The 6,473-nt window shown below is 68.0% G+C and carries 6 protein-coding genes; all 6 read right to left on the bottom strand.

What is annotated here, in order from left to right:
• On the bottom strand, positions 1–902 hold a 902-nt coding region (locus tag OXN85_09250), incomplete at its 3' end, for an FtsW/RodA/SpoVE family cell cycle protein (GenBank protein MCY3600145.1).
• On the bottom strand, positions 899–2,737 hold the full coding sequence (mrdA, locus tag OXN85_09245) for a penicillin-binding protein 2 (GenBank protein ID MCY3600144.1): 1,839 nt from the start codon (positions 2,735–2,737) through the stop codon (positions 899–901). The genes OXN85_09250 and mrdA, both read right to left, overlap by 4 nt.
• 10 nt (positions 2,738–2,747) lie before the next feature.
• Positions 2,748–3,209 (bottom strand): rod shape-determining protein MreD, encoded by a 462-nt coding sequence (gene mreD / locus OXN85_09240; GenBank protein MCY3600143.1) that lies wholly within the window; start codon positions 3,207–3,209, stop codon positions 2,748–2,750.
• On the bottom strand, positions 3,206–4,099 hold the full coding sequence (locus OXN85_09235) for a hypothetical protein (GenBank protein ID MCY3600142.1): 894 nt from the start codon (positions 4,097–4,099) through the stop codon (positions 3,206–3,208). The genes mreD and OXN85_09235 overlap by 4 nt, the downstream gene beginning before the upstream one ends.
• A 27-nt stretch (positions 4,100–4,126) precedes the next feature.
• Entirely contained in the window at positions 4,127–5,161 is a 1,035-nt protein-coding gene (locus OXN85_09230; GenBank protein ID MCY3600141.1) for a rod shape-determining protein, read from the bottom strand.
• A gap of 182 nt (positions 5,162–5,343) precedes the next feature.
• Positions 5,344–6,459, bottom strand: coding sequence for an alanine dehydrogenase (gene ald, locus OXN85_09225; GenBank protein ID MCY3600140.1), 1,116 nt, complete (start codon positions 6,457–6,459; stop codon positions 5,344–5,346).
• Positions 6,460–6,473: the final 14 nt, after the last annotated feature.

The raw sequence follows: 6,473 nt of genomic DNA, 5'->3' as shown, positions 1-6,473 counted from the left end.
TGCTGCTCGGGGAGGAAGGCGAGCCGCTTCTGCGGCCCGTTGGCGAAGCCGGCGCCGATGAGTCCGCCGGAGCCGATGGCGACCTTCGACTGGATGAGGTGCCAGCCGGCGCCGAGGGGATCGATCTCGGGATCCAGGAAGACGAGGAGCCGGTTCCGCTGATAGTCGGCGAGCGAATCCCATATGCGGAGCGTGAGCGCGCCCGCGAAGACGTTTGCGAGGAGCACGCCCACCGCCTCGAGGATGAAGAGGCGGTGTACGTACAGGCAGGCCGCGACGACGAGGAACCCGAGGCCCCACGCGATCCAGTTGAAGCCGAGCAGGAGACTGAGGCCCGGCGACGCGAGCAGGAAAATCTTGGGCAACGGGACGCCGCTCCAGAACAGCGCGGCGAGGAAGAGCGCCCCGAAGATCATGGCGCTCCCGAGGTCCGGCTGCAGCAGCACGAGGACGAACGGGACGAGCGTGATGACGCCGGGTCTCCAGAGCTCCAGCAGCCGGTCGTACGGTCCGCGCGTGCCTCCCATCGCGCGCGCCAGCATGAGGATCGTCCCCAGCTTCGCGACTTCGGCCGGCTGCAGTCGCCCCGGGCCGAGTTCGAGCCAGCTCCCGTTCGGGCCCGTCCCGACGAAGAACACGAGGACGAGGAGGAGGACCGTGATCCCGTACACCCACGGCGCGAGCCACTCAAGGAAACGCAGCGAGAAGCGGGAGGTCACGGCCAGCGCGACCATCGCCACGCCGAACCAGTAGAGCTGGCGAACCCAGGTCCCGGTGGCCAGCGACTGCACGTCGACCTGCCCGGCCGAGTAGATCATCGCGATCCCGAGCCCGGTCATGAACAGCACCAGCCCGAGCAGCACGGGATCTCCCACTCCGGGGATCCGCAGGCGGTCGATCATCCGCCCGCCGGCACCGGAAGCGCTTCCAGCGGACGGACGCCGGGCGTTTCCTCCGGCGGCATACCGAGCGTTTCGAGGTGGCGGTCCACAATCCCGGACGCGAGAGGCACCGCCAGCGACGGGGCCCCGTCCGGGTGCCCGTGCTCCACGATCGCCGCGATCACGATGCGGGGGTCGTAGGCGGGCGCGAACCCCACGAACCAGGAATGGGGCTCGCCGTGCGGATTCTGGGCCGTGCCGGTCTTGCCGGCCAGCGTCCAGCGGGCCAGGCGGCTGCCGTACGCGGTGCCCCCGGGCTCATTCACGACACGCGCCAGTGCGTCGACGAGTTGGCGCCGCTGCACTTCGGGGAGATCGAACGCCCAGTCCGCGCGCTGCTGTGCCAGCGTCTCATCCCGCACGAGGTGAGGTTTGACGGGCGCCCTGCCCGTCGCCAGCGCCGCGTAGAACTGGGCCATCGCCAGCAACGTCTGCGCGTTTTCCCCCTGCCCGATCGAGAGGTTCCACACGACGGCTTCGGTCCATCCTCCGGGCCCAAACCGCTCGTCGTACCACTGTCGGGAGTCGGGGAAGAGGCCCGGTCTCTCGGACGGGAGGTCGATCCCCGTCGTGCGACCGAAGCCGAACTCGCCGACCCCCGCGAGGAGCGGGTCGAGACCGATCCGCTGCCCCGCCTGGTAGAACCAGACGTTGCACGAATGCTTGATCGCCTCGGAGAGGTTCAGGCGCCCGTGTCCCCGCGACAGCCAGCAGTGGAAGTAGCGCGTGTGGTACGCGAGCCTGCCGGTGCATGCGTGCGTGTGGTAGGTATCGATCGTGAGGTCGGCCGTCTTCATCCCGATGGAGGACATGACGAGCTTCCACGTCGATCCCGGCGGGTAGGAAGCGTTGGAAACCCGGTCCAGCAGCGGCTGGTCCGGATGTTCGCGAAGGGAATTCCACCGATCCAGGGGGATGCCGCCGATGAATGCGTTGGGGTCGAATGTGGGGTGGCTGTAGAGCAGGAGCACCTCTCCGGTCACCGGGTCCAGCGCCACGACGCCGCCCCGCATCCCTTCCGGAAACACCGAGTCCGCATACACCTGCAGGTCGAGATCAATGCCGAGATGCAGGTCGTCTCCGGGCACCGGAGCCTGCGCCTGCGCCACCCCGAGATCCCGCACGATCGTGCCCAGGGCGTTCACTTCCGTGTAGCGGATCCCGTGCCGCCCGGCGAGCCTGTGCTCGTACTGCTGCTCCAGCCCCGTCTTCCCGATCGACTGTCCGGATTCGTAGTCCGCATACTCGGATCGAGCGAGTTCCTCCGGGCTGATCTCCCCCACGTATCCGATCATGTGCGCGACGGCGGGTCCCGCCGGGTAGCGCCGGCGCGGCCTCTGATCCACGACGACGCGCCGAAACCGGGGCCGACGCTCCTCGATGAACGCGACCTGCTCGAAGTTCGCGTTCTCGCGCACGACCAGAGCCTCGCCGGGACGTTCGCGGTTGCGCGACAGCAGTGCGGCTCGGCGCTCGGGCGACAGGTCCAGCCGCTCCGCGAGGCGGTCGAGGCCAGCCGAGATGGAGTCGCGGGGCCCGGGAAGCATCGACACGTCGTACCCCGGCACGTTGTCCGCGATGGCCCGTCCATACCGGTCGTAGATGGTCCCGCGCGGGGCCGGCACGGTGATGGTCCTCAGCCGGTTCTCGCTCGAAAGGAACGTGTACAGCTCGGTGCTGAAGATCTGGAGATTGATGAACCCGGCGGCGACGATCGAGAGGCAGAAGAAGATCGCACCCGCCGCCCAGCGGCCTCGCTGTCTCCGGATCGAGCGGTGTTCGTTGTCGCCCTTCACATCCTCCCCTTCACCTCGTGGCTGCCGAAACCAGCCTCGCCGCCACCCAGCACACCGCCGTGGTCAAGGCGGCCGATCCGGCGCCGTGGACGAGCAGGGCGCCTGCCGACGAATCTCCGACGACGAAGACCGTGACCGCAAACCGCAGCACCCACGTCCCGAAAAAGACGAAGACCGGCGTCGCGTTGTCCGAGTCCGAATAGATCAGGCCTCGCACCCAGCCGACGAGCGCCCCCGTCAGTGAGAAGAGTAACATCGTGAGGCCCATCGGTCCCAGCGAGATCGACGCTTCCAGGAGACCGATCACGCACCCGAAGCCGGCGGCCCTTCCCCAGCGGAGCTGCAGCGAGCTCAGGATCAACCCGCCAGCCACGAGGTCGGGCGCGATCGGCCATCGGCTCCAAAGTGGATGCAGGGCAAAGTGCAGGACCAGCAGGAGTGCGGCGACGAACCACCTCCCCGCCGGACTCATCGAGGGACCGAAGCCGTATCCGCCGCCGCAGGCGCGGGTTCCACCGGCGCGGACGCCGTGTCCGCCTCGACGTTTGCCGGCAACGCCGGCCGATTCCACACGAAAACGTCCCTGACCTCCTCCGGCCGCACGGCGGGCTCGACAACGTAGCGCTTCATCCAGCCCGCCTCCGGCTCGTCGGGCTCGCGGATGCGCCCCACTGGCACGCCCGGCGGATAGACGCCGGCGATCCCCGTCGTAACCAGCAGAGTCCCGACCGGTATGTCCGCCTGGAAGGGCGCGCCCTCAAGGAGGAGCACGGGTTGCCCTCCGTCCGCGCGCAGCGGCCGCACGAACCCTGACACGCCTTCCCCGTCGGCAAGAACGCTGACCCTGAAGTCGGGATGGCTCCAGAATTCGCCCCTTCCCCCTCGCCCGTGAGGGGCTCTCACGACACCGACCAGGCCGATGCCGGTGAAGACACCGACCGGAAACTCGCGGCCCCGAAAATCGGGTCCCGACAACACGAACAGGTCCGGATTGCCGACGTTGGGGCGTCCGGGATAAACGACCGCCGGCTCGGCCGAGCCGGCCGGTAGCCCCTCGAGATCCCGCGCGGGCGACGTGTCCTCGACCGGCGCCGTGCGGTCCCGGTAGCGCAGCAGGAGTTCCGTGAGCGAATCCCGCTCCGCCAGCAGAACCTCGACGCGGCTCTCGATCTGTCCCCGCTCGGCAGCGAGGCGATGGAGCAACAGGAACGGGTAGAGCGCGCTGGCGCGGACCGCGGACTCGACCTGGCTCTGATGTGCGCTGGGCAGACCCGCGGCGACGCCGCTGAGGATGAGGGCGAGGGAAAAGACGATGACATCGAGCGGCCCGCGACCCGGCGGCCGGACGCCCTGATAACTCACGGGCGGCGATTCAGCGGAGGTTCGGCGTCAACTCGTGAGAACTCCACGATACCGTCCGAATTCCTCAAGGATCTTCCCGCAGCCCCGAACGACACAGGTAAGCGGTTCCGCATCGACGTGGATCGGGAGCCCCGTTTCCTCGCCCAGCAGCGTATCCAGCCCTCGCACGAGGGCGCCGCCGCCCGTCATCACGACGCCCCGGTCCACGATATCGGAGGCAAGTTCCGGCGGTGTGATCTCGAGCGCCCTCCGTACCGCGGCGACGATCTGCTGGATCGGCTCCTGAAGACACTCGCGAACCTCGGCCGAATGGACCCGCAAGGTCTTCGGAATGCCGGAGACGAGGTCCCGCCCCTTGACCAGCATCTCCTTGTCGTCGTCCGTGGGATACGCCGACCCGATCTGGATCTTGACGGCTTCCGCCGTCGGCTCACCGATGAGGAGGTTGTAGTTCTTGCGGAGGAAGGCGACGATCGTGGAGTCCAGTTCGTCGCCGCCGACGCGGATCGACGTGTCCGCGACCGATCCCGAAAGCGCGATCACCGCGATCTCGCTCGTCCCGCCCCCGACGTCGATGATCATGTTGCCCGTCGGCGTCTCCACCGGAAGTCCGACGCCGACGGCCGCCGCCATCGGTTCCGCCACCATGTAGACTTCCTTGGCGCCGGCGGCGTGCGCGCTGGACCGGACGGCCCGGCGTTCGAGTTCCGTGATGCCGGACGGCACGCCGACCACGACGAGAGGTCGGATCTTGAAGAGCCGCGTAGTCATCACTTCCTTGAGGAAGTAGCGGATCATCATCTCGGTGATGTCCACGTCGGCGATCACCCCGTCCTTCAGCGGCCGAACCGCTTCGATCCCGCTCGGCGTGCGGCCGAGCATGCGCTTGGCCGCGAGCCCGATCCCTTCGATGCGGCCGGTTTCCTTTCGGACCGCGACGACGGACGGTTCGTTGAGGACGATGCCCTCGCCTTCGACATGTACGAGGGTGTTCGCCGTCCCCAGGTCCACTCCGATCTTGCTGATCGGCAGGAAGTTACCCCGCAGCGACCACTTTCCCATCTAGCAGGCCGCCCTTCCGGGCCGGCGCGGGATCCGTGGGCTGAAGGACACGGGCGGGACACCTCCAAGGCGGCGAATCGTACCGGAAACTGCCACTCCGGGTGAAGGACGCCGAAATGTAAACGTACTGTCGGACGCAGGAAAGTCGCTTCGCGGCTCGCCTCCCTCCCGGCTGCCCGGACTCACGCGGAGAGCGCCCCGAGAGGCGTGTACTCCAGATCGAACGCCTCCGCGACGGCCTCGTACGTGACCCGTCCTCCCGCGATGTTGACCCCCAGGGCGAGGTCCGGACCCTCGTCGCATGCCGCTTTCCACCCGCGATTCGCCAGGTGCAGGACGTAGGGAAACGTCGCGTTCGTCAGGGCCAGAGTGGACGTTCGCGGGACGGCCCCCGGCATGTTCGCCACGCAGTAGTGGATGACCCCGTGAACGGTGTAGGTGGGGTCGTTGTGCGTGGTCGGGCGCGCGGATTCCACGCAGCCGCCCTGATCCACGGCCACGTCGACGATCACCGCACCGTCCTTCATCCGCCGCAGGTCGTCGTGCCGCACGAGCTTCGGCGCCTTCCCGCCGGGTACGAGCACGGCACCGATTACGACGTCCGCGCGTTCGATCTGCTCGAGGATCGAGTGTCGGTTCGAGTAGAGCGTATCCACGTTGGCCGGCATGACCTCCGCGAGATACCGGAGACGCGGGAGATTAACGTCGAGGACCGTCACGTGGGCGCCGAAACCCGCCGCGATCGTCGCCGCATTCGCGCCGACGACCCCTCCCCCGAGGATGACGACTTCGGCCGGGAGCACTCCCGGCACGCCCCCGAGCAGGATCCCGTACCCGCCCGCAATGCGCTCCAGGTTCTTGGCTGCTTGCTGGATCGCCATCCGCCCCGCCACCTCGGACATCGGCGTCAGAAGCGGGAGTTCGCCCGTTGGAAGCTGGACCGTCTCGTAGGCGATCGCGACGCACCCGCTCTCCAGCGTACGGTGCGTGAGACGTTCGTCGGCCGCGAAGTGGAAGTAGGTGAAGATGACCTGGTCGGCCCGCATTCGGGCGTATTCGGCTTCGATCGGCTCCTTCACCTTGACGATGAGTTCGGCCCGGTCCCAGACCCGGTCTGCCGAATCCACTACCTCCGCTCCCGCGGCGACGTACATGTCATCCGGAAAGCCGCTGCGCAGGCCCGCGTTGCGTTCCACACACACGGCGTGTCCGGCCGCGACGAGCGCGGTCGCTCCGGCCGGGACGAGGGCCACTCGACTTTCGTCCGCCTTTATCTCCTTCGGTACGCCGACGATCATTTCGTTCCCTCCCA

The organism is Candidatus Palauibacter australiensis, from assembly GCA_026705295.1.
GTDB lineage: Bacteria > Gemmatimonadota > Gemmatimonadetes > Palauibacterales > Palauibacteraceae > Palauibacter > Palauibacter australiensis.
This window is presented reverse-complemented; position numbering and strand designations above follow the sequence as displayed.